Annotated in this window: 1 protein-coding gene; it reads left to right on the top strand. The window is 24.8% G+C overall.

The window, feature by feature from the left end; genetic code table 11:
* On the top strand, positions 1 to 439 hold a 439-nt coding region (locus tag AYC60_RS01890), incomplete at both ends, for an alanine racemase (protein ID WP_197416922.1).

Consider the following 439-nt stretch of genomic DNA (forward strand, 5'->3'; position numbering starts at 1 on the left):
AAATGTAAATGTTTTAATACTTTCACCTATATCTAGAAGTGAAATAAAAGAAGCAGTTTCAAAAGGAATACATTTAACTATTTCTAATTTTGAAGATATAGAATATATTTTAGAAAATAAAATAGTAGGTAATTTTCATTACGCTATAGAAACTGGTATGGGTAGAATAGGCTTTATGGAAGAGGAAATTGAAAAAGCAGATAATGTATTAAAACCTGTTGGTATAGTGTCACATCTATCTTCTGCAGACTTTGATGAAGAATATACAAAATTACAAATAGAAAAATATGCTAGAATAGTTTCAAAATTAGATGTAAAATATAAACATTTGTTGAATAGTTTTGGAAGTATTAAATATAATAAAGAATATGATTTATATAGAGTTGGAATAATAATGTATGGTGGAGAAATGAATGAAATATTTGACCCTGTTATGACT

The sequence above is a fragment of the Streptobacillus felis genome (assembly GCF_001559775.1).
In the GTDB taxonomy this organism is placed as follows: domain Bacteria; phylum Fusobacteriota; class Fusobacteriia; order Fusobacteriales; family Leptotrichiaceae; genus Streptobacillus; species Streptobacillus felis.